Origin of the sequence: Loigolactobacillus jiayinensis (assembly GCF_003946445.1) — a bacterium.
Taxonomy (GTDB): Bacteria; Bacillota; Bacilli; order Lactobacillales; family Lactobacillaceae; genus Loigolactobacillus; species Loigolactobacillus jiayinensis.
Genome location: NZ_RHOF01000049.1, coordinates 1 through 23,400, shown reverse-complemented (window position 1 = coordinate 23,400; position 23,400 = coordinate 1). Strand labels below are relative to the sequence as shown.

General features: G+C 44.0%; 22 protein-coding genes. 6 read left to right on the top strand and 16 right to left on the bottom strand.

The annotated features are described in order from the left end of the window. Positions 1–31 precede the first annotated feature (31 nt). A complete protein-coding gene (locus tag EKM80_RS11445; RefSeq protein ID WP_125553311.1) occupies positions 32–1,297 on the bottom strand; it encodes an MFS transporter in 1,266 nt (421 codons plus the stop codon). Between the two features lie 445 nt (positions 1,298–1,742). On the opposite strand from EKM80_RS11445, the gene EKM80_RS11440 reads away from it, so the two are divergent. Continuing rightward, positions 1,743–2,552 carry a Cof-type HAD-IIB family hydrolase gene (locus tag EKM80_RS11440; protein WP_125553309.1) on the top strand — a complete coding sequence of 270 codons (810 nt, stop codon included), beginning with the start codon at positions 1,743–1,745 and terminating at the stop codon, positions 2,550–2,552. On the opposite strand, the gene EKM80_RS11435 is transcribed toward EKM80_RS11440, so the two are convergent. Next, the gene (locus EKM80_RS11435) at positions 2,549–2,959 is read right to left on the bottom strand and encodes a hypothetical protein (protein WP_125553306.1); all 411 of its coding nucleotides are present in this window, start codon (positions 2,957–2,959) and stop codon (positions 2,549–2,551) included. The two genes, EKM80_RS11440 and EKM80_RS11435, sit on opposite strands and share 4 nt — an antisense overlap. A 30-nt stretch (positions 2,960–2,989) precedes the next feature. On the opposite strand from EKM80_RS11435, the gene EKM80_RS11430 reads away from it, so the two are divergent. Further along, entirely contained in the window at positions 2,990–3,523 is a 534-nt protein-coding gene (locus tag EKM80_RS11430) for a GNAT family N-acetyltransferase (RefSeq protein ID WP_125553304.1), read from the top strand. A 27-nt stretch (positions 3,524–3,550) separates the two neighbouring features. Here EKM80_RS11430 and EKM80_RS11425 read toward each other — a convergent pair whose 3' ends face one another. Beyond that, positions 3,551–3,847 carry a hypothetical protein gene (locus tag EKM80_RS11425; RefSeq protein ID WP_125553302.1) on the bottom strand — a complete coding sequence of 99 codons (297 nt, stop codon included), beginning with the start codon at positions 3,845–3,847 and terminating at the stop codon, positions 3,551–3,553. A 165-nt stretch (positions 3,848–4,012) separates the two neighbouring features. On the opposite strand from EKM80_RS11425, the gene EKM80_RS11420 reads away from it, so the two are divergent. Both EKM80_RS11420 and EKM80_RS11415 read left to right on the top strand, forming a co-directional pair. Then, on the top strand, positions 4,013–6,496 hold the full coding sequence (locus EKM80_RS11420; protein ID WP_191985950.1) for an ATP-binding cassette domain-containing protein: 2,484 nt from the start codon (positions 4,013–4,015) through the stop codon (positions 6,494–6,496). A gap of 192 nt (positions 6,497–6,688) precedes the next feature. Further along, on the top strand, positions 6,689–7,762 hold the full coding sequence (locus tag EKM80_RS11415) for a DMT family transporter (protein WP_125553298.1): 1,074 nt from the start codon (positions 6,689–6,691) through the stop codon (positions 7,760–7,762). Positions 7,763–7,849: 87 nt separating this feature from the next. Here EKM80_RS11415 and EKM80_RS11410 read toward each other — a convergent pair whose 3' ends face one another. Beyond that, entirely contained in the window at positions 7,850–9,070 is a 1,221-nt protein-coding gene (locus tag EKM80_RS11410; RefSeq protein ID WP_125553296.1) for an MFS transporter, read from the bottom strand. A 90-nt stretch (positions 9,071–9,160) separates the two neighbouring features. Beyond that, positions 9,161–9,874 (bottom strand): gamma-glutamyl-gamma-aminobutyrate hydrolase family protein, encoded by a 714-nt coding sequence (locus tag EKM80_RS11405; protein ID WP_125553294.1) that lies wholly within the window; start codon positions 9,872–9,874, stop codon positions 9,161–9,163. A 146-nt stretch (positions 9,875–10,020) separates the two neighbouring features. Between EKM80_RS11405 and EKM80_RS11400 the strand changes: the two genes are divergently transcribed. Together EKM80_RS11400 and EKM80_RS11395 are read left to right on the top strand one after the other, a co-directional pair. Continuing rightward, entirely contained in the window at positions 10,021–10,449 is a 429-nt protein-coding gene (locus tag EKM80_RS11400; protein ID WP_125553292.1) for a GNAT family N-acetyltransferase, read from the top strand. 61 nt (positions 10,450–10,510) lie between these two features. After that, complete coding sequence (locus tag EKM80_RS11395) at positions 10,511–11,131, top strand: DedA family protein (protein WP_125553290.1); 621 nt, start codon at positions 10,511–10,513, stop codon at positions 11,129–11,131. A 60-nt stretch (positions 11,132–11,191) separates the two neighbouring features. On the opposite strand, the gene EKM80_RS11390 is transcribed toward EKM80_RS11395, so the two are convergent. The 11 genes from EKM80_RS11390 to EKM80_RS11340 form a co-directional block, all read right to left on the bottom strand. Continuing rightward, positions 11,192–12,619: a 6-phospho-beta-glucosidase gene (locus EKM80_RS11390; protein WP_125553288.1), complete on the bottom strand. Its 1,428-nt coding sequence runs from the start codon at positions 12,617–12,619 to the stop codon at positions 11,192–11,194. A 54-nt stretch (positions 12,620–12,673) separates the two neighbouring features. Next, on the bottom strand, positions 12,674–12,994 hold the full coding sequence (locus tag EKM80_RS11385; protein WP_125553286.1) for a PTS lactose/cellobiose transporter subunit IIA: 321 nt from the start codon (positions 12,992–12,994) through the stop codon (positions 12,674–12,676). Between the two features lie 71 nt (positions 12,995–13,065). After that, positions 13,066–13,383: a PTS sugar transporter subunit IIB gene (locus EKM80_RS11380; RefSeq protein ID WP_125553284.1), complete on the bottom strand. Its 318-nt coding sequence runs from the start codon at positions 13,381–13,383 to the stop codon at positions 13,066–13,068. A 301-nt stretch (positions 13,384–13,684) separates the two neighbouring features. Further along, positions 13,685–14,410: a uracil-DNA glycosylase gene (locus EKM80_RS11375; RefSeq protein WP_125553282.1), complete on the bottom strand. Its 726-nt coding sequence runs from the start codon at positions 14,408–14,410 to the stop codon at positions 13,685–13,687. A 242-nt stretch (positions 14,411–14,652) separates the two neighbouring features. Beyond that, on the bottom strand, positions 14,653–15,102 hold the full coding sequence (locus tag EKM80_RS11370) for a MarR family winged helix-turn-helix transcriptional regulator (protein WP_125553280.1): 450 nt from the start codon (positions 15,100–15,102) through the stop codon (positions 14,653–14,655). Positions 15,103–15,148: 46 nt separating this feature from the next. Then, the gene (locus EKM80_RS11365) at positions 15,149–18,142 is read right to left on the bottom strand and encodes a YhgE/Pip domain-containing protein (RefSeq protein WP_125553278.1); all 2,994 of its coding nucleotides are present in this window, start codon (positions 18,140–18,142) and stop codon (positions 15,149–15,151) included. 131 nt (positions 18,143–18,273) lie between these two features. After that, positions 18,274–19,047 (bottom strand): ABC transporter ATP-binding protein, encoded by a 774-nt coding sequence (locus EKM80_RS11360; RefSeq protein WP_125553276.1) that lies wholly within the window; start codon positions 19,045–19,047, stop codon positions 18,274–18,276. After that, positions 19,037–19,978: a FecCD family ABC transporter permease gene (locus EKM80_RS11355; RefSeq protein ID WP_125553274.1), complete on the bottom strand. Its 942-nt coding sequence runs from the start codon at positions 19,976–19,978 to the stop codon at positions 19,037–19,039. The genes EKM80_RS11360 and EKM80_RS11355 overlap by 11 nt, the downstream gene beginning before the upstream one ends. Next, positions 19,975–20,877 carry a heme ABC transporter substrate-binding protein IsdE gene (gene isdE, locus EKM80_RS11350; protein WP_125553272.1) on the bottom strand — a complete coding sequence of 301 codons (903 nt, stop codon included), beginning with the start codon at positions 20,875–20,877 and terminating at the stop codon, positions 19,975–19,977. Before isdE ends, EKM80_RS11355 begins: the two co-directional genes overlap by 4 nt. Before the next feature lie 28 nt (positions 20,878–20,905). Then, positions 20,906–21,664, bottom strand: coding sequence for an NEAT domain-containing protein (locus EKM80_RS11345; RefSeq protein ID WP_191985949.1), 759 nt, complete (start codon positions 21,662–21,664; stop codon positions 20,906–20,908). Between the two features lie 11 nt (positions 21,665–21,675). Further along, the coding region (locus EKM80_RS11340; protein WP_125553270.1) for an NEAT domain-containing protein at positions 21,676–23,400 on the bottom strand (1,725 nt) is incomplete at its 5' end.

The following is a 23,400-nucleotide window of genomic DNA, read 5'->3' as shown; positions in this document are numbered from 1 at the left end:
GCCGATTCATATCCGGTCTGTTATTAGGTGCTTACCAAGCAACCGCCATGATACCAAGATAAATTCCGACTGAACGGACACCCCAGTTGTCAGCTAACCAAGTAGCAATGGTTGGCGCAAAAGCTGCACCAACAATGGCAGCGACGTTGTAAGAAATACCAGCACCAGAATAACGCACTTTAGTGGAGAATAATTCTGGCAAAACCGCACCAACTGGGCCGAAGGAAACCCCCATTAGGACAAAACCAACCACTAAGAAAGTGATCACGCCGGCAACATTATGCTGACCTTGAAGTAAGAACGGGAATAATAGCGAGAAAACAACTAATGCCGCTGAAGAAGCCATTAGAATCCGCCGTCTGCCCCAAATATCAGCATAATATGAAGCGACTAAGATCATGACCGCAAAAACGATAATGGCCCCCATCAACAAGGATAAGTATTCACGATTACTAAAGCCTAGATTAGTCGTCGCATACGTTAATGACCACGTTGCTAACGTATAAAATAAGGTATATGTGACTGAAACAATGAAAGTCCCTTGAATAATTTGCCGCCAACTTGTTTTAAAAACAGTTTTTAACGGTGATTTTGTAACTTGATTTTTTTGTTGTGCTAATCGGAATAATGGCGTTTCTTGCATCTTTTCACGTACCCAGAACCCAACTAAAACCAATAATGCCGAAGCTAAAAATGGTACTCGCCAACCAAAACTGATCATTTGTGCTGGTGATAAAAATGATTCCAAAATAAAGAATAAGCCGTTACTCAGGAAAAAGCCTAATGGTGCACCTAATTCAGGAAAAGCGCCGTACAAAGCCCGTTTCTTTTTAGGCGCATTTTCAGTTGCAACTAAGGCTGCGCCAGACCATTCACCACCAAGGCCGATCCCTTGGACAAAACGGCAAAGACACAATAATAAAACCGCGGCCAGACCCAATGTGCGATAACTTGGTAGTACCCCAATCAGCACTGTTGAACAACCCATTAACAGTAAGGAAACAACTAACGTCCGCTTACGCCCAATTTTATCGCCAAAATGACCAAAAATAAATGACCCTAACGGCCGTGCAACGAAAGCAACCCCAAAAGTTAATAAGCTAAGGATCGTCGCAATTGCTGGTGTGACTTCAGGAAAGAAGACCTTGGGAAAATACGCTGCCGCCGCAGTCCCATAAGCGTAAAAATCAAAGAATTCAATTGCCGTTCCAATCATTGATGCGAGAACGACCGTTCGAACTGGATCTCGTTTGAGGACCGTTGTCTGTGTTTTACTAAAATCATCTGTACCTTGCATATCTCCATCCGCTTTCATTCTCATCTTTTTTTAATCTTACAACTAAGTTAATCCTGGTTCTGATCCTATATCGTTTCTCACCTTCTTTCAGCAAAGAAAAAAGCCAAGAGCTTGTGACAGCTCTTGGCTTTACCAACGCTGTCCGCTTAATGCGGACAGCTTAAAATGTCAGCCCGCATTATCTAATAATGGCGCTGATAATAATAATATTAAGTTGTACGTTGGTGTTTTCCATAACATAATATCTTCTTTGCTTTTAATTTAATTTTAACTATACTATCATAATTAATCATTTACATTAATATTTAATTAGAATTAGATTAAAATTATTTAATCTCATTAAATAACCACTACCTTTATTTTAGTAAGTGCGTATTATGTGGTAAATTATTAGCCAGTAGGATTAGCGAGCAAAATCAACTTGCATCCAGAAAGAAGGCGCGGAATGGTAGGAAAACTAATTGCCCTTGATCTTGATGGCACAACTTTGAACTCAACTGGCCAATTAAGCAGCAAAACACGCAATGTACTTAGAAGTGCGCAACAGCACGGTCACAAAGTTATTATTGCAACTGGTCGACCAGATAATATTAGCGAACAATTTTATGATCAATTAAGCTTAAAAACACCAATGATCAATTTTAACGGTGCCTTAGTTCATTTGCCCCACCAACAATGGGATCAAGAAAAAGCAACAACACTCACACAACAAACAGCTTTGGCATTACTAGCTTTAAAACATGACTTTCCAATCAAAGTCGCTATCGCGGAAGGTAAACAATTTGTTCTGGCTGATCGACCATTTCATGATCTGCCCTTTTTCACGGATATGCCGGCACCAAAAGTTTTGCTTAACGCTGATTCGCTTAAGCAAGCACCAATCTCATTATCGTTATTCACTGATGCAGCTACCTTGCCTTTATTACAGCAAGCTGTCAGCCAACGCTTCCCCCAAGTAACCGCTGAAACTTGGGGTGCATGGAGTGGCGAGTACTCAGCCTTATCGATTGTTCGTGAAGCCACCCATAAATCTAGCGCCATTCAATATTTGCTGGACTATTATCAATTGACCACTAGCGATGTATTGGCTTTTGGCGATGACGACAATGACCGTGATATGCTGACGCAGGCTGGCTGGGGCGTGGCAATGCAAAATGCACGACCGGAAATAAAAGCGCTGGCTAATGATGTCACACCATTAACCAACGCTGAAGATGGCGTGGCTGACTATTTGATTCAGCGACTTGCCCTTTAGATTATATATTGTTTAATAAAGGTACGATCGGCTGCAAAATCTGCTGCCACTGGTGACAACGGCCAAGCAACTTCATTAACAAAAATTAATTTGCCTGCCTTGAATTGCCACAAAGCCAGCACATCAACTTGGTGTGCTTGTCCTTGGTTTGGAGCAATTGTCGCTAAATAGTGAACCGTTACGGCACCTTTTTCTGACCAGAATAAATCCCGAATCTGTAAAGCAGTGATCGCCGCGGTGCTAGCTTTTAAATTTGCTAAGCGCTCTTGATAGCGCGTCCGATTAATGTTCTCACCATTAAGCACACCAATAAATGCTGAATGAAAGAATTCATCCATTCGCGTTAGGTCTTGTTGCGTTAGAATAGTAGTGAGCATTGTTTTAACTAATGTTAGTTCTGTTTCCATTGTCATCGTCCTTTACAAAGAGGTGTTCTCATGCAAACTCAATCTTTTGCTCGGGTCCAATTACCACATTATGAGCTACGTTTTCTCAATACAGTGCCAGCCAACAGTGTCTATGCGTTACGCCATGATACGGCGATTGCAGCTGCAACTGGGCGCAGTATCGATCAGGATTTGCCGGCAACTATGCAATACATCAGTCGAATGCTTGGTGGTACCTTACGTGGTGATTATCTGATGTGGGGTATTATGGACCGACAAACTGATGAATTTTACGGCTTAATCCAATTATGGCACTTCCGCAACCAAACGGCTGAGGTCGGCTACGAGATTCTCAGCCAATGGCAGCGTCATGGTATTATGCAAGAAATCTTACCTCAAGTCGCTGCTTTAGCCTTTACTAAGCTAGACGTTAAACGTCTATATGCAGTTACTGGTGCTAACAATTTACCGTCACGCCGCTTACTGGAAAAGATTGGTTTCCAACTTGATGCTAATTATCAAGAACGGTTTTATACTTTCCAGCAAACTGAGTTAGCCTTGGTGCGCTATCAACTTAGTACCTAAAAAGCAACGGCCAAGGTCGTTGCTTTTTTACTGCACATTATCGAGGAAAACTTGGTAATCACGTGTAATTGCCTTTTCGCGATCAGCACTAACCGCCCGTAACTCAATCTGAGCTTGTGCTAAATCTGCACCTGGTGTAATGCTATACGTAAAAGTTGCAGTGCCTAACTCAGCCCGTAAATCTTGATAATCTTGTTCCATTAATTGTAAAATTTGTTGAAAGTCTTCGGCAAAGGGTTCCAGTACCAGCGTATCCTTGAAAAAAAGTACTTGGCCAGCCCGGAGCCACATAAAAAATTGTTGATTGGGAATAGTTAATTGCACAATACTCCTCCTACTCATTCTAACTGACCGTAACCACCGAATTTTTTGGCGCAATAAGCATAGCACATTCCATCACAACAAGGAAGTATCATAGCCTAATTTTAATGAGACTGCTATGATGGAAAGTGAAAATTCTAAATCACGAGGAAGGCTTAATTTATGCAAATCGCGCAACCAACAAAAATCGAAGTCCGCGGCGCACGGGTCAATAATTTACGTAATATCGATGTCGACATCCCCTTGCATCAGTTTGTCGCCATCACTGGCCTATCCGGTTCCGGCAAATCATCGCTGGCACTAGGGGTGCTTTACGCCGAGGGCGCTCGCCGCTATTTAGACGCGCTATCAACCTACACACGCCGGCGCATTAGCCAAATGGGTAAAGCGGATGTCCGCACTGTTCGTCATTTGCCGGCCGCACTAGCGCTACGCCAGCGACCTAACGTGCCTAATCAGCGTAGTACTGTAGGCACCATGACTGAAAGTTTCAATGTTTTACGCCTATTATTCTCACGACTAGGATCACACGTTTCGCCTAGTGGTCATCGTGTTCCCCCTACTTTACACGTTGCCGAAAGTTTGCCGATCGCGGTTGATGATGGGACTAGTTTCTTTGGCCCTGGTGCTGAACAGTTTGCCTTTAATTCCACTGGTGCCTGTCCAACTTGTCAAGGTAGCGGCCAAGTACGGCAGTTGGTGACAGCACGCTTAATTCCAGATGATAGCTTAACGATTCGCGACGGTGCTATAGCGTCATGGCGCTTGCCCGGGCGTAACTTTATGCCACTGGTTGCCCAAGCTATTGGTGTCGATATTGATACACCGTTCAAAGATTTAAATGCCGCTGACCGTGAAATAGTTCTTCATGGTGAAAAATACAAGTACGCTATCAATATTCCCAGTGCTACTGGCAAAATCTTTCATATGGATAATGCGCAGTTTGAAAATGCCTACGCTGCTGTTACTGACAGCTTAGCCACGACTAAAAACGAACGTGCCATTCAACGTTTAAATCGTTTCTATGCGTTTACAGTTTGTCCAACTTGTCATGGCAACCGTTTTAATCCTGACTTATTGAAAACATTAGTTGCTGGCAAAAATATCGCCGAAGTCAGTGATTTACCCTTAACGGATCTAGCCGCCTTCACAGCCACTGTCGTCCCTTGGCTACCGACTGAAATGCACAAGCTTGGCCAAACGTTGGTCAACGAATTTAATAACAGCTTACAGCCTTTGCTAGACCTAGGCCTCGATTATCTGACGCTAAGTCGTGCTGGCCTATCGCTATCAACCGGTGAATTGCAACGCATTCAGCTTAGCCGCACCCTACGCACCGCCACCACTGGCGTTCTTTATGTCTTAGACGAACCGTCGATTGGTCTACACCCCGCTAATGTTACTGGTCTGATCAAAATTATGCGCGCCTTAGTCGATCAAGGTAACTCGTTAGTAGTGGTGGATCACAACACCCGGGTAATTGCGGCCGCAGATACCGTCATTGAAATTGGTCCTGGTGCTGGTCGTAAAGGCGGTCAGATTTTGCATCAAGGTTCTGTTGCACAAATTGAGCAACAATCTGATTCATTGATTGCGCCCTACCTAACAGGCAAAGCTGACCTATTAGCGCGCCAACCACAACCTGATATTTTTGGTGCTGGTAGCTTTGATTTTCACGTCACCAATCGTTTTAATTTACATGACGTCACTGCAAAATTTCCGTTAAACCGTTTGAGTGTGGTCACTGGCTTTTCTGGTGCTGGTAAAACAACCTTGATTCTCGATAGTTTGGTACCAGCGCTACAAGCACAAATTAAGCACGAACCATTGCCCGCCCATGTTGATCAGTTAAACGCAGATTTACAGCGGGTAGTCATGATTGATTCTACGCCGGTCGGCAAAAATACACGCTCAACAGTGGCCACTTATACAGGCATTCTTGATCGGTTACGTAAGCTATTTGCACAAACGGCTACCGCCAAACAACATCATTGGGGCGCTGCACATTTTTCTTACAACACAACTCAAGGCGCTTGCCCAACCTGCAAAGGGACTGGCCGTATTTCCCTAGATGTTCAGTATCTACCTGATATTGACCAAGCCTGTCCAACTTGCCACGGTCTGCGCTATAATCCAGCAACATTAACTATAAAATGGCATGAGCTAACAATTGCCGACGTATTAGCCTTATCAGTCGATCAGGCAGTGCCACTTTTTGCGCGCTATAAGCGTTTGTATCATTTAGTGAGTGCCTTACAAGATATGGGTCTCGGTTACTCAAAATTAGGCGAGGCCACACCGCAATTATCTGGTGGCGAAGCACAACGGTTAAAGCTAGTCGCGGAAATGGGTCAAACACAAGCCGGAACATTATTTATTTTTGACGAGCCATCAGTCGGCCTACACCCACTGGATACACGCACACTCATTCATGTTTTTGATCAGTTGCTGGCTCAAGATGCCACGATCATCACCATTGAACACGATCTTGATATTGTCGCTAACGCCGACTATGTGGTTGACGTTGGCCCACGCGGCGGCGATGCCGGTGGTAAAATTGTTGCTAGCGGCACACCACAGGAAATTGCCACCAATACCAGCAGTATTACGGGTACCTATTTAGCACGTCACTTACAGCTTTTTCAAAATTAATTGGGCCTGTACCATTGACAAGTTTTCAATCAGTTTTACAATGGAAGCTAGACTATTGTTAAGTTATGGGTTTTAAATAAATTCAATGTAAATCTGGTTGAAAAGGCATGTTTTCCTGCTTAACTACGTAAATTTTCAAACTAAAACTGCCTTTTCACCTCACTATTTTGGGAAGGACCGATTAATTTTTTTATGAAACGAACTTATTTGTACGTTTTAATTTCAACTATTTTATTCAGTTCCATGGAAATTTCGCTGAAACTGGCTGGTAGTGCCTTCAACGGCATTCAACTTAATTTCTTACGTTTCTTAGTTGGTGGCGTGTTCCTCTTGCCGTTTGCCGTTAGTGCCTTGAAAAAACAGCACATCCATTTAGGCATCCATGATATTTTGTTGTTCATGCTCACTGGCCTGAGTTGCGTCCTGATCAGCATGACTTTCTATCAGCTAGCTGTTGAAGTTGATCAAGCTTCGACAGTCGCAGTTTTATTCAGCTGTAATCCGATTTTCGCCCTTATTTTCTCTTACTTAATTTTACGCGAGCGTTTAAGTCGAACCAACTTGATTGCCGTTGCGGTTTCACTGATCGGCTTGTTGATCATTGTTAACCCTGCTCACTTAACTAATCCATTAGGGCTGGCCTTATCAATTGCTTCAGCCATCACCTTCGGCCTTTACTCAATTATTTCTCGTTGGGGCTCAATGCGGCGTAAGTTCAACGGCTTAACAATGACCAGCTTGACCTTTTTAGCTGGTTCCGCTGAATTGGCAGTTCTAATGGGCTTGTCCCATGTTCCTGCCATTGCCGCTGGATTAAGTAGTGTCCCGGCGTTGAAAACATTCGCTGCAATTCCATTTGTTCAAGGTATCGCTTGGCAAAACATTTTATTGTTAGCCTACATTTGCATCGGCGTTACTGCTGGTGGCTTCGGCTTCTACTTTCTTGCGATGGAAACATCCGATGTTTCCACAGCATCACTGGTTTTCTTCATCAAACCTGCTTTAGCCCCAATCATGGCAATGTTCATGTTACATGAAAAAATCATTACGCCAACAATTATTGGTATTGTCGTCATTGTGCTCGGTTCGATCATCATGTTCTTAGGTAATCGTTTTGCCGAACAAGATGCCAGTATGCAATATCACGGTGTCTTCGCTAAGTTACTCCGGAAGCCTGGTACACCAACTGAATTACAAGAAAAGTTAACTGCTGAACGGCAGGAATTAGAACATAAAAAAATGGCCGCGAAGAACTTAACTAAATAATCAAATGACGCCGCGTCGATTTTTGACGGGACGTTTTTTTTCAAATAAATAACCCGACTCAGCCAGTTGTGGCCACGCCGGGTTATTTTAGTTTGTGCGTAAATTTCGAATCGTCATGAGTGTTAATAAACTAATCACGTACAGTAATGATAGGAACGCCATGACAATGATCAAATCGTATCGATCCATCAAGAAGCCAATCACCATTGATGAGAAACCCCCAACCGCCCGACCAACATTCATGATCGTATTATTGGCGGTGGCGCGAATTTCCACTGGATACAAGCGACTGATCACTGCACCATAGCCGCCATACATACCATTAGAGAAAAAGCCGATCAGTACTTCCGCTAATAATAAGGTCCAGCGATTATTAGCCAGCGTGATGGCAAACACTGCCACCGCTGAAATAATCAAGAAAGTGGCAAAAGCCTTTCGAGCGCCGAACTTGTCCATAATAGTGCCAAAAGTGAACATGCCTAAACTCATCCCAATGATCGTCGCAATCATCCATAATGATGAGCTGGCGGCACTAATGCCTAAGCGCTGCTGCATGATCGATGGTAACCAATTCATTAAACCGAAATAACCAGCAATTTGCACCATTACCATAATCATTAACGCCATCGTTTGCCACGCCAATTGACGGGTTTTAAATAAGGCTGCGATCGTTGCTTTTTGGTGCATCTTTTTATCCTGTTGCATGGCTGTAAAAGCAGGACTTTCTTTCAAATGCCGGCGCACAAAGAAAATTAAAATCACAGGTAAAACACCGCAAAGGAACAGACCATGCCAACCTAAGCGTGGTAAAATCAATGCGGCTAAAAGAGCCGCCAAGATGGCCCCAACTTGCCCACCAATTGCCGCCACTGAAGTCATTTTACCGACTTGCTGTTGCGGAAAACTTTCGGCAATCAAGGCAATGCCGCAACCATATTCACCACCAGCACCAATACCGGCGATAAAGCGGAATAAGTAGACTGTCCAAATATTATTGGCAAAATACATGGCCGCAGTGGCGATGGCAAAAATAAAGATCGTTTGCGAAAACACCTTAACGCGTCCGTAACGATCTGCTAATAAGCCAAAAATCACACCGCCAACCAGCATTCCTAAATTAGTCACCGAGGCAATTAGCCCTGCCTGCGTTCCAGAAACGTGTAACGTCGTAATAATCGACGACAAGGCAAAGGAGAGAAACATAACATCCATATTCTCTAACCCAAAACCTGCAGCGGATGACGTGATCACTTTCCGCTGATAAGTGCTAATTGTGGTACTGACATGATGCTTGTTGGTCAATTGCATATTCAATTCCTCCAAAATGGCTGCTCACAGACAGCCGTTTATTTTGTCCGTTCTTATTATTTCACGATTGCTTACACATAGCAAGGCCCATTAGGACGCATTCTGTCCCACTGAACTGGCCTGCTGAATGAACGCCTGAAATAAACGTTGGGCCGCTGGGTGTTGGGGATACATAATTTCTGGATGCCACTGTACCGAAAATAATTGCTGTTGCGGTGCCTCCAAGGCTTCAATGACCCCATCAGAACTACGCGCACTGACTATCAACCCCGGTGCCACCTTAGCAACAGCTTGATGATGAAATGAATTCACTGCATAAGCGCCTTGCAACAGACTAGCCAACCGCGTGCCACTAACCGCCTGAACCTTGTGCGTTGCCCCAGTTCCTGGAATTGGCCGCTGTTGATGCTTAATTTGTGCGCTAGTAATATCTTGAATCAGCGTCCCACCAAGTGCGACATTGATAATTTGTTGACCACGGCAAATACCAAAAATCGGCTTGTGCAACGCCAGCGCCTGCTTAACCAAGGCAATTTCAAACAAATCACGGGTACGGTCTAACTCACCAGTTGCCGGATCCAATTTTGCACCATACAGATCTGGTGAAACATCATGGCCACCACTTAACAACACTGCATCCACCGTTGCTAAAATTTCCGGCACCAAAGCCACATCAACCGGCGGTAACATTAATGGCAACCCACCACTAGCCGTGATCGCGTGGACATAGGTTTGCGGTGTCGCGGTTAATTGGCGCGTACCTTGCATTTCTTTTGTATTCGTAACTGCTATTCTAGGCCGCATTTGGCCACCTGCTTTCTCACTTAGTGTCCCTATTTTAACACGTGGCTCCGGCTAATAGGCCAATTTTATTCCCTGTTTTAGTTGACCCTTTGCTATACTAGATAATAACTAAACCTATTTCTGATTAATCAAAGCGAGGTCTATTCATGCAATTAAAAGTTAACGCCACTAATTGGCAGCGCGCTGCTGCTTTTGCTGTGCGGATGCAGGTTTTCGTTCGAGAACGCAGCATTGCCTTACAAGACGAATTTGATGACAACGATACTGACGGTACTACCTATGCCGTTATTTATGCTAACGATGAGCCAGTAGCAACAGGCCGTTTTCAGCAAATATCTGCTACTACAATGCGGCCAGGACGTATCGCCACCTTAGCTAGTCAGCGCGGTAACGGCCTTGGTGCGCAGATCATCGCTGCGCTGGAAGCGGTTGGCCGCCAACGTGGCTGTACTCATTCTGAAATTCACAGCGAATTGACCGCCCAAGGCTTTTACGCTAAGTTAGGTTATCAACCAGTTGGTGCGTCATTTATTGAGGATGGCGTCGCTTGTATTTTATTACAGAAATTGCTCTAAGTTTGACGTTACCAGTAGTTTCACGGTATATTGAGAAGACAGAATTTAACGGAGGTCACCTATGCAAAATATGATCGTTGATTTTATCGACCAATTTGGCTACCTTGGCGTTTTCCTACTGATTACTTTAGAAAATGTCTTTCCGCCAATTCCCTCAGAAATTGTCCTAACTTTCAGTGGCTTCATGACACTTCATTCCGCCATGTCGCTAACTGGTGTGATCGTTGTTGCGACAGCGGGTTCGGTTGCTGGCGCTATCATTCTCTACGCGGTTGGCCGCCTATTATCAGTGGAACGACTACAACGTTTGATCGACGGTAAGGTTGGTCGACTACTGCATTTCAAACGTAGTGACTTAACCAAAACAGAACGGTGGTTTACTAAACGCGGCAAAAGCACGCTTTTTTTCTGCCGTTTCATTCCTATTGTCCGCAGCCTGATTTCAATTCCAGCTGGCACCACTAAAATGCCATTCCTGCAGTTCCTCTTTTTAACCGCCGCCGGAACAGCTATTTGGAACGTGGTCTTAGTCACATTGGGTCAACACGCCGGTAAAGCGTGGACCCAAGTTGCCGGCTACATTGACACGTTTGCCCACATTACATTGATTATTCTAATTATTTTAGTCGTCGTTGGTGCCGCCGTTTTTGTGAAAAAGCGTTTCGGTGCCAAGGCCAAATAAAGAGGTTGGACCATAGTAAAATTATGGTCCAGCCTTTTTATTTTCCAGTCATAGCTATGCTCACGCTAAATCAGCGCCATTAGTCTGAATCACCTTTTGATACCAGTAAAAGGAATCCTTCCGTGACCGTGCTAAAGTCCCATTACCGTCATCGTCTTTGTCGACGTAAATGAAGCCATACCGCTTAGACATTTGGCCCGTACCGGCAGAAACTAAATCAATACAGCCCCACGGTGTGTAGCCCCAAAGATCAACACCGTCATCATTGACTGCCTTGATCATTTGTTCAATATGTGCGCGTAAATAAGCGCTCCGGTACGGATCATGGATACGCCCATCTGCTTCAACTTTATCACGAGCCCCAAGACCATTTTCCACGATCATTAGTGGCAAATGATAGCGATCCTGCAACCAATTCAGCGAATAACGCAAACCGATGGGATCAATAGGCCAATCCCATTCACTGGTCTCTAGCGTCGGATTGGCCACAATTTTAAAACCTTCACCGTCAACAGCAATAGTCATTGAATTGTAATAGCTAAAGCCGATGTAATCAACCGTGCCTTCCTGTAGCACAATACGATCTTCCGCCGTAATATCTGGGCGCAAATTATGTTGCTTGAAATAAGCTTCCATTCCACAAGGATAATGCCCCCACGCCTGTACGTCAGACCACCAATAACGCCGCTGCATCATTTTTTCCGCCACTAAAATATCTGCCGGCGCTGCAGAAGCCGGATAAAGTGGCGTAAAATTGACCATACTGCCGATTTCAAAATTTGGATTGATCTGATGGCCAATTTTAACGGCTAACGCACTAGCAACAACTTCGTAATGCGATGCTTGATACATCAGTGCTTCACGTGTAGCAGCATCCTCATTATGTCGAAAAACTAACCCAGAGTTAGTCGCAACGGTAAAATCGTTCATATACATCATTTGATTATTGATTTCGTTAAAAGTCATCCAGTATTTAACTGAATGCCGATAGCGTTTGAAGCAAACCTCGGCAAAATGCACGAAGAAATCAATCACGCGCCGATCACGCCAACCCCCATATTCGCTAACCAAATGGTAAGGAAGCTCAAAATGGGATAACGTGATCACTGGTTCAATGCCATATTTATGACATTCGGCAAATAAATCGTCGTAGAATTTCAACCCAGCTTCATTAGGTGCGCTTTCATCGCCATTCGGAAAGATCCGCGTCCAAGCAATCGAGGTTCGAAAACAATTAAAACCCATTTCAGCAAATAATTTGATGTCAGCCTTGTAATGGTGGTAAAAGTCGATTGCACTGTGATTCGGATAATTTTGTCCCGGCTGCACACCAGCAGTAATCTGCCGCGGCACGTTGTTTGCCCCCGCCGTCATCACGTCAGCAATGCTCACACCCTTGCCATCAGCTTGCCAAGCCCCTTCTAATTGATGTGCTGCCACCGCACCACCCCATAAAAAATCTGGCCGTAAACCACTTTTGGTTGTCATAAAGTTACCTCCTTATGAAAAAAGAGTCGCATTAACTGCCACCCTTTGTCATCGCTATTTATCTAAACGTTTATACAAATCAACAATTTCACCGGCTAAATCACGAAACGTAATGGCGTTCATAATGTGATCTTGTGAGTGCACTGTTAGTAGTGTGACCTTAGCATGCTCACCGTTAGCTTCTGCAGTTAGCATATCGGTTTGCGAATTATGTGCCTCAACTAAGAAATGATCGGCTTCCTTTAATTTAGCGTCAGCAGTTATAAAATCGCCTTCCTTAGCGGCATTGATTGCCTCAAATGCGGAACTTTTAGCATTCCCACCATTGACGATCAAACCCATAATTGTCTGTAGATCTTGCTCTTCTTCTGCCATGACTGATTAACTCCCTTTTAAAATTTCGTACACAAAATGGCAGCACCATCCACACTGCCATTTTTACGTTTTTATTTAGCGGCGTCGATTGAAGTCAACGCTTCATTCAATACCTTTTCGCCATTCATCATGCCATAATCTTGCATATTGATGACTTCAACTGGGATTTCAAGACTATCTTGAAAATTTTTCAACATGTAACGCACTTGCGGGCCTAACATTAAAATATCAGGATTTTTTTCGGATATTTTATTGTTTGCATCGGAAGAAGCGGTTGCAAAAATTTCTGCATCGACTCCTTTAGCCGCAGCGGCTTTCTCCATCTTAGAAACTAATAAACTAGTTGACATGCCTGCTGCACAAACTAACATAATGGTTTTTTCAGCCATTTAAATCGCCCCTTACATTTTTTAAAACCGTTTTCATTACGCTAAAAGTATAACTCGTAGGTACAAATTTTACAAGTCAATACGACTTGAATTAATTAATAGTTTTATAGCACTTAACCGCGCTACTTGGCCCCAATAAAGTGGTCTAGAACACCCTCTAACTTAACCAATTGATCTATTCACTTAGCACAAATACAAATTTAATCAAATTAAAAACGCCGCTGCAGGTATGCAACTAGCGTTTAACCTTCTGGCTATTGGATCATAATCAATAACCAATCTACCATTTAGCTTTTTTTACTTAATTGGTCCATATAATTGGTTCTTGTTGCTGTTGAGCTAACCACGCATCAATTTTTCTAAAGGTTTGTGAGCGATCAAAGGCTTTGACTTTACCTTTATGCAATGGGCGCCGCCGGGACATTTGACTAGGATGACTAGCACGAATGATCAGATGTTGCGGATTGTGTAAGTATTTTTCCAGCGTCAAGGCATCATTGCCCCATAAAACAAAAATAACGGGTTCCGTACGCTGATTCAGTGCTTGCAAAATTAAGCGCGTCAACAACGGCCAATTCAAAGTCCGATCAACCACTTGGGTATGCTGGTCAACGGCCGCATTACGATGATTCAAGCGTGTATTTAATAATAAGACGCCTTGTTGCGCCCAGCTAGTTAAATCACCGCTATTTAGCGTACCAGATTCGTTTCTTTCTACTAGATCCGCAATCGCCGCCAACGAATCGCGGCGCCAATTTTCATTTTGACCCACGGAAAACGCTAATCCAGTTGCTTTATTCGCGTCTGGATATGGATCTTGGCCTAAAATAACGACTTTTGTGGCCGCAAATGACGTTAATTCTAACGCGCGATATAGATTTGCTCGCGTTGGTGTCAATAATGCCCCGTTTTGCGCATAATACTCATCTGCCGCTGCTTTTAAAGCCAGTAGATTCGTCCATTCTAAGGGGGCCGCTGTTTGCTTAAGCGGTGCATCCCATCCTTCAGCAAAGACAACTTCTGTCATTTAATTCACACTCCAATTTTTACTCATCAATACATTGTAACCTGAAGCTAAGTAAACGCGAAATCTTTTTTGCGCCAAAACCAGCAACAACTGTGACCAATATGAAACTTGGGCCTTTTAGCGGCTAAAACTTAGTGACCTAGATTCGCTCTAGCGCCACTGGCCAAGTTATTTTTTCCAACTAACAAAACAGCACCGCATTAAGTCGTAATTCACTTAACCCGGCGCTGCAAGTAGTTGCTTCAATTATTATCTTTGTGAATGATTTTTGTACTGACCTTACGCATTAGCCGCAATAATTCCTGTGCTTCATCTTCGCCAAACAAGGCCACCCAACCATGAAAACGTTGATGAATTGCAGTGTTAATTGCCTGGGCAACTTTTTGGCCCTCCGGTGTCAGCCGCAAATAAAGCCGGCGCCGATCCGTTGCATCACGTTCCTGCTCAATATAATGATGCTCCAACATCACACGAATTTGGCGCGAAATTGCGGCTTTTGTCACACCACGTTCCATGGCAATGTCCGACATCGCTACTTGTTGACCGGCAGCAATATCGCGCATAATCAAATATTGCTCAAAAGATAAATTGAATTCCTTAGTTGGTTCTGACACTAGATCACTAATGTACTTAAATCCTGACATGTAAACATCAATATAAGCTTCCAACAACGCATCATGTGCCTGACTCATTTATAAACGGCTCGCTTTCTCATTCGTTTACATTGAGCGTACCACATTATTCATGATTTAGCGCACTTAATTGCCGTTTAAACATAAATGGTAAGCTAAAAATAATAATGAAAATAACTAAGATCATACTATTGATCACTGGGTTAGTCGCTAAGCCATTTAACGCATAATTCAGCCCATTCAATAAATAAGTGCCGGGTAAAATCGTGCTGATTCCTTGGTAAACGCTGGATAACATAGCATTAGGTAACAAACCACCAGAAACAATTAATTGGATAAATAAAATTGCTAACGTGGCCAAGACACCTAACGTTCCCCACCAACGATCAAAGTTGAAAATAATTAAAGTGAACGCGCTACTACCTAACAACAAAATACCTAACAACACGATTGGGTGCACCACACTGATGCCCATCAAGGTTGCCACTACTAAGACACCAACTGCTTGTAAAATGATTGCCGCAGCCAATAACGCAATTTTTTGCAAACGTGGTTGGGCTTGGAAACGTTGGCTATAACGATTAAAACCAAGTTCAGTTAGAACAGCGCCAATAAATAAGACCATGAAAATTACTAGTGGTGCCAGAACTGATAATAATGGTTTAGCTAAATTATCAGCTTGGGTCTGGTTGCTGACTGGGGTTACAAACTGATCAACATTAGCTGATGTGAAATTCAACTGACTGACTTTCTGACTACCAGCCGCTAATTTATTATTCAAGGTCAGCATGCCAGCATTTTCCTGTGCTAAGCCAGTTTCCAATTGACCAGCGCCGGTGTTCAACTGTGTTACCCCACTAACTAAAGTTGGTACTTGATCATTTAATTGACCTAAGCCACTGGTCAATTGGCTAGTGCCGCTAGTTAGCTGACCGTTATTAGCCGCTAACTGGTTGCTACCACTAGTCAATTGATTTACCCCTGTCGTTAACGTTGGCACTTGACCATTTAACTGGCTTAAGCCACTGGCTAATTGGGTTGAACCAGCGGTTAATTGACCGTTGTTGGCTACCAATTGATTGCTACCACTAACTAACTGACTAACCCCAGCGGTCAGCGTTGGTACCTGACCGTTTAGCTGATTTAAGCCACTGGCTAAAGCTGCAGAACCAGTTGTTAGCTGGCTATTATTAGCCACAAGCTGATTGCTGCCGGTAGCAGCCTGTTGGGCGCCAGCTGTATACGCTTGTACACCGGCGATCAAACCGTTGCTACCATTAAGGCCAGCACTGACCTTAACTAAGCCATCGTGAATCGCACCACTAGCTTGAACAGCCCCCATCGTACTAGCTGTATTGCCTTGTTGTTTCAAGCCGGTACTAACTTCCGTTAAACCAGCTTGTAACGTCGTAACTGCTTGTTTAGCCCCACTAACGGCTGCTGGTGCGCCGCTGTTTTGGTCAGCTAATTTAGCCACGCCGGCTTGCAAGGTTTTCAACTGTGTCTGCACATCGTTCATTGGTGTCTCGGTTTTAGCCAACGCCGTACCAGTATTGGTTAAATCAGTACCTAAACTCGTCGCGTTTGTGCCGGCGCTAGTTAACGCAGTGGCACCAGCCGTCATATTTTTGGTTAACGTGCCTTTTAATTCAGCTAACTTGATAGCCGACGCTGGATCGGCTTTAAAAATAGCCGCGGCGACCTTAGTATCCCCTAAAATAGCGGCGACCTGGGTAGCTGCATCCCCTGCCGTTGTGAAGCTAGTGCCTGCGGTGGTCAAATTAGTTTGCAATGACTGCATTGTTCCTTGCACATTGCCAAGTGATGCCTGCATGCTAGTTAGCGCGCCACCAACTGTTGTTAGATCATTGGTTAATTGAGCACTACCAGCACCATTGACATTACCATTTAAGGTACTGATACCTTGATTCAAGGCGTCTAATCCTTGATTTAATTGATCAATTTGTGGTTGACCAGCAGTTAATTGTTGATCAATTTTATCGGCCGCGGCGCTTAAAGAACTTTGCAACTGCTGGCTACCTGTGGTTAGTTGGGTCACCGCATCATTAACTTGCTGCGTCCCACTATTTAAAGCCGTATTATTTTTCACTAAGGTCGCTAAGCCACTGTTTAGCTGGCTTGTGCCGGCCGTATACGTCTTAACGCCGCTATCCAATTGACTACCACCAGTATTTAATTGCGTGACGCCAGAAGCCAGCGGTCCAGTGCCGGCTTGCAATTGATTTAGCCCTGTATTCACTTGACTAGCACCAGCAGTGTAACTTTCAACCCCACTATTCAACTGACTACCACCAGTATTAAGTTGGGTCACGCCTGTTGCCAGCGTTCCTGTACCAGCCTGTAGTTGATTCAAGCCGCTATTCAGCTGACCAACACCGGCAGTATAAGTTTTGACACCAGTATTCAAAGTCGCACTACCAGAAAATAGTTGCGCCACACCGGAGGCCAACGGTTGCGTTTTACTTTGTAACTGGCTGAGTCCGGAAGCTAATTGTTGGCTGCCGGAACTTAATTGCGTGGTGCCTGATTTTAATTTTTTAGTACCATCATGCGCCTGACTCACGCCACTGCCTAATTGCTTAATGGCAGTGAAAACATTCTGATCATACGCTTCTTGTACATTGGCAATCACTTCAGCACGTAATTTTTCCGCAACCTGCTGGGTGATCAAATGTGAAGCAAAGTTATTATGATCGGAAAGTGCTACCTTAATTTGACTCATTTTTGGTTTCGCATCTAATGCGGTCGTTGCGTTTTTTGAAAAGTCGTGTGGCAACGTGACTTTCATCAAATAAGTGCCGTCTTTTAACTTGGTATTAGCGACTTTGGCCGAAACAAAATGCCACGTCACTTGATGATTATGTAATAATTGCTTTTTGACGCCCGCCCCTAAAGCGACAGTTTTGCCCTGAAACTTGGCTGGCTGATCTTGATCAACCACAGCCACGTTGATTCGGCTGGTACTCGTTTGTTGCTCATATGCCACAAAATTCAATGCAATAAACAATAATAATAACGGGATAATAACAATTAAGCCCAATAATAATATCAATCGCGAATGCTTTTTTAAAGAATGCATGCGTTTGCCGCCACCTTTTTATGAATAAATAAATTGATTAACACGGTATATAGTATATGATGTTAACTATAAGAGTATCGCGCTATCGCCAAAATTTGTCAAATTGTGCTTATACAAAAACCACAGCCTAATTAATCGGCTGTGGTTGTCGTAGGTAACTGAACAATGAACTGGCCCTGCTTAGTGGTAACCAGTTCAGTATTGATCCGAAACACGTCCTGTAAGTGTGGTGGCGTGAGTACCGTTTCCGGTGTCCCACCAGCAACAATTCGCCCGTCAGCCAGCATAATGACGCGCTGACTAAAATGCAAGGCCTGATTTAAATCATGTAAAATCATCACGATCGTTAAGTGCAGTTCACGGTTTAATTTGGCCAATAATTCCATGAAACTAGCTTGAAAATGTAGATCTAAATACGTTGTCGGTTCATCTAGTAATAAATATTCAGGCTGCTGTGCTAACGCCATGGCTAACCAGACACGTTGCTGCTGCCCACCAGATAATTGATTCATACTTTGTTGTTGCAGCGCTGTTAGTTCCAGATAATCTAAAATGGGCTTGATTTGCGCATCATCTGGCTCCGCCAACAAGGAATGGTACGGCAACTGACCAAACCGAACGAGATCCAGCACAGAAATATCGTCATACAGTTGATTATGCTGATGAACTACCGCAACCTTACGCGCATATTCTTTAGCCGAAAAATGCGTAATTGGTTGTTGTTCCAATTCAATTGTGCCACTGTCAGGTTGTAATTCCCGCGCTAATAACTTGAACAAGGTCGATTTACCGGAACCATTAGGCCCAATGATCGCCGTCATCGTTCCTGGGTTAATGGCAAACGTTAGCTGGGTCACGCCACGATTCTGGTTTGGATAAGCATAAGTGAGTTGCTTAACTTGCATGCCGACGACCTCCTTGCCGTGCCAAAATAAAAATCAAAAACGGACCGCCAATGACCGCTAGAATCGTTGCCGCAGTAATTTCATTTGGCATCACGATCAAACGACCAATGGTATCCGATAATAGCAATAAAAAGGCCCCCGCTAATACGGAAAACGGCACCACTTGGCGGTAATCATGGCCGACAAAGTAGCGACTGACATGTGGCACAATAATCCCAATAAACGGTAAAATCCCAACACTAGCCGTAACGGTGCTCGTTAGGAATACGGCTAATAGCAATAGCGACCAGCGTACACCAGTTACCGACAACCCTAACGTTTTCAGCTGGGCATCACCAATTTTCAAATAATTGGCCCATGGTGCAATCACTAGCGCTAACATCAAGCCAATAATACCGAGCACAACTAAGAAGAGAACGGTTGACCACGTGCTGGTCGCAAATGATACTGCCGAACTACTACTAGTTGTCGGCGTAAAAATTTGTTGAATACCGCTAAACATGGCGTTCAGAGCCACCCCAATCAGGATCAAACGGTAGGGGTCCATTTTCTTCTGAAATAGAATCAATAATAAAAAGGCGACTAGGCCGCCTAGTAATGCAAAAATAAATTTGTTAAAGAGTAACGTTGGCAACAACAAACCGCCAATTAATTGAAACAAGCTGGCACCAGCTGAGATACCGAGAATACTAGGATCAGCAATGGCGTTGCGCAAGGCGGCTTGAAAAAAGTCACCTGCTACAGCCAACATTGCCCCACTGATCAAAGCAGCGATGATCCGCGGTAAACGAATGTTGAACAAGGTATTAAATTGTCCGGCATCCAATGCAGTCAGCGTTACTTTGGTCGCTCCTTGAGTCAGCGCTAGTGTGATCAACACCAGCAATGCCACTAATAAGCTGCTGTATGCCCAAACTGGGTGTTTTTTCACTTTGTTGCCCCCTCGTTGGTTGGATATAACCAGCGGCTGACTTGTTGCAAGGCGCTAGTCACATGCATATTTGCCGTGGCGTCAAACTTAGGTTGTTGCAGATCATACACCCGTTTTTGCTGAACCGCTGGCATTTGCGCCCACAATGAATTTTGCTTAAATTCCTGTTCAAATTGCGGCTTAACCACTTCTGGCATGGCGTGCTCTAAGCGTAGAATAACGTCAGGCCGCTGTTGCACTAACTTTTCATTGTCTGGTGTTAAATACGGTTGCGTTTTATCTGGATATAAATTTTCGCCACCAGCGAGCCGCACCAAGTCCCCAATATACGAGGTGTCCGTGGCAATCATGTAGCCTGCTCCCGGTAAACCCATTAAAATTAAAACTTTAGGCTTGCTACCATGTTGGCGCGCCTGTGCTTTTTTAGTTGCTTGCTTGATCAACTTAACTTGCTGCTGCGCTTGCTTTTGGCGTTGATAGCGCTGGCCTAAAGTCGTCAGCGTTTTTTCCAAGCTAGCTACCGTATCCAGATTCAGATACTGCGCGTGAAACTTTTGCTTTTTAAACGTTGCTTCATATTGTTCTTTTAAAACTGTAACTGAATAAACAGCTGTCGGTTTAAGTGCCGCAATTTTTTCGATATTTGGCGACATTGGGCTACCGACTTTGGTGACTTTCTGGTAACGCGCTGGTAATTGATTAGCACTGGTGGGAACGCCGACTAATGGTAAATCCAACTTAGCTGCCATTTCTGTTACCGCCATGGTGGTGGCTACGATGCGCGGTTGTTTTTGCGCTGGCTTAGCGGCTGGCCGCAGTTGCAGCCACGCCACCAAACCAAGCACAACGACTAAGACAACTGCTAATAATATAAAAACTAATTTTCGTGCTGACTTCATGAATTTCACCTAATCTATCTGTGCCACGTTATTTCCGTTTAGTGAAGAAGTAAGCCGCAACTGCTAAAATGACAACTGCTACGGAACCGCCAGTAACAATCGCGGTTTGCGTCTGCTTATTTTTACGATTCAATGCTGCAATTTGTGCATTCTGCTTTTTGGTCACTTTATCACTGGTCGTTTTGGCAGCTACTTTTTGACTGCTACTGCTAGCTACACTGTTACTAGCACTGCTGCTTTGACTACTCGAACTACTGGCAACGCTCTGACTGCTCGCACTACTTTGACTAGCAGAACTGGCCACAGCACTGGAACTACTAGCAGTAGTAGCGCTACTGGCAGTACTGTTCAGTGCCGGCAGATTGCTGGTATCAAATTTAAAACTAATATCGTGATTGGCCGTGTACACTTTCGGCACATCGATTGAAATCGAACTGCTGATCGTCTGACTCAAATCAGCCGTCTGAAACGCATACGAGTAATCGTAACCGCTAGCGCTTTTAGTCTTGCTCACATTAGCTGGGCCCTGACCGTTGATGCTTAGCACCGTTACCGGCCACTCGCCTAATTGCGTACTCGTATGGATCGTCATGGTAACCAAATATTGATCCCCATTAGCCGTAACATTTGCCGGCTTAACGTAGTAATTTGATGCCATCGAGGTTTGTTGGGTTCCATATTTTAAAGCTTGATAATTGATGGATTCAGCTGATACCTTAGCCGTCACCGCGAAGCTAGCCACCATGAACAGTAGCCCTAACACTAATTTACCAATTTTTCGTTTCATCTTTTACTCTCCTAGTGGAACCGTTTGAACACTGTGAAGCCAACAATGACTAACGCTAAGGCACCAAAACCGGCAATTTCAGCCATAAATGGATAATTTTGAATTTTAGCTGTCTTTTTTTGGTCAGCTTTTGTTGCTGCCGCCGCAAGTGTTGTCGCTTTTTTCGTTGGTTTAGTTTGAGTCGCTTTTTTAGCTAGTTTTGTCGCACTCGCTTTTTGAGCTGCTGGCGTTGTGGCCGTTGGTGTTACTTGACTAGTCGTTAATTGGTTGGCCAAAGCGATGGTCGTGGTTGGCAACCCTTGTGCTGCTGCCGTGGTTGCCGCTAAATAATCAGTGCCGCCACCTTGCGCTTTGCCAAAAGCTAACCAAATTTCAAAGTGCTGATTGCTAATGTTAGCAATGGGAACGGTCATATTGATCGTCGCCGGAATTGCTTGGTCTAAGCCGGTTGCACTAGTGATATGGAAGGCATAAGTCCACACATCGTTACCACCAGCACTGCTTTGACTCAGGTCAGAATAGCCACCATTATTGATCGTCAATGGTTGAAATTTAACGTAACCAGTTGGAGCTTGAACCGTTAAGTAAACCTTGTAACCACTAGCGTCTTTCACCACTTTAGCGGTGTGGGTGTAGTAATTATTGGCGGTGGACAACTTGCTACGTGTTTCATCCAAAACCTTATAAGGGACATATTGCACTTGCTTGTTCGCATCCAATAAGTTCTGGCCGCTAGCAACAGGTGCTAACGTTCCTGTGTCTTCCTTGAGTAAGCTAGACAATGGCTGATGGTTCAAATTAAAAACAACCACTGCGTCTTCTTCTAAATTACCGGCTGGTGTTGTCAGGCTAAAATGAATCTTACCCGTACCAGCTAAAATAGCTTTAGTCACTGGAAAAACAAAATCTGCTGTATTGCCCTTACGATTGATGATCTGCGCAGATTGTCCAGCCAACGTCATGCCCTTAATATATTGCAAACCATTAGTAACGTGGAAAACAACTTTTAAGGTACGCCCATTGTTGCTGACAACTAACTGCGCCGTTGGGCTGATAAATTGTTGTGCCGCTGAGGCTGTGGCTAAGTCAGTTTTCATAATGGGTGCATTTAGCGCGTAAGTACCATCCGTTAGCTGATTTAGATCTATATCTGAATTAGCGGATTTATTGGACGTTGTCGGTTTCTTCGATTCTGAATTTGATTTTGATGAACTGGATGAACTAGATGTGTCCGGCTTACCAGCGCCACTATATAAGGCCTTATCAAAAACCAGTTGGGCGTTTTCCGTCATGCCACTAGTTCCAGGCACCATAATTGTCATGGCCGCCAAAACTTGCTTGCTAGCAAAATAATTATCAACAGTAAAGGTTAAATCTTTTGTCTGTTTTTTGTCGTTTGTAACTTTCCCTGTTTTACCATCAATCGTGACCTCGCCAATCATGCCCGCACCTTGAGTAACGTGCAATGTTACGGTCACGGTTTTACCTTTAACGGTTACAGTGGCGTAATTGGCAAAATAATTAGCGGCTATTGAAACGGTTTTACCATCAGCAGCCTTAAAAATTTGCAATCCAACTTTATATTGACCGTCTTTCAAATGACTAGGATCAAATTCAGAAGCCGGTACCGCTGGCTTGCTGCTATCAGATGAAGCTGATGAACTAGAAGCACTGGACGAGCTTGATGAACTCGATGAGCTGGAAGAACTTGACGAACTTGATGAACTTGACGAGCT